The organism is Streptomyces sp. P9(2023) (assembly GCF_032436795.1).
Lineage (GTDB): Bacteria > Actinomycetota > Actinomycetes > Streptomycetales > Streptomycetaceae > Streptomyces.
Genome location: NZ_JAUPWM010000385.1, coordinates 1 through 279, shown reverse-complemented (window position 1 = coordinate 279; position 279 = coordinate 1). Strand labels below are relative to the sequence as shown.

General features: G+C 70.3%; 1 protein-coding gene. It reads right to left on the bottom strand.

What is annotated here, in order from left to right:
• On the bottom strand, positions 1–265 hold a 265-nt coding region (locus tag Q5762_RS38040), incomplete at its 3' end, for an anti-sigma factor (protein WP_315896883.1).
• Between the last annotated feature and the right edge of the window lie 14 nt (positions 266–279).

The following is a 279-nucleotide window of genomic DNA, read 5'->3' as shown; positions in this document are numbered from 1 at the left end:
AGTCATTGCGGCCGATCACGCCGAGCGAGCGCGGCCGCTGCAACTTGTCGGAGACGATCCAGAGCTCGTAGCTCCGGCCGACCTCCCCCTGCGCGCCGACCTTGCGCACGGTGAAATTCCGTGTCGCCGCATCGACCGTCAGGATGAAGGCAGGCGCCCCCGCCCCGCTCTGCAGCAGCGCCACGTATTGGGCCGCCGCGGGCGGAGCCGGCGTCTTCACTTCCACCACCTGGGTGCGCGGCTTCGGCCTGACGCTGTCGGGCAAGGCGTCCGGCTGAT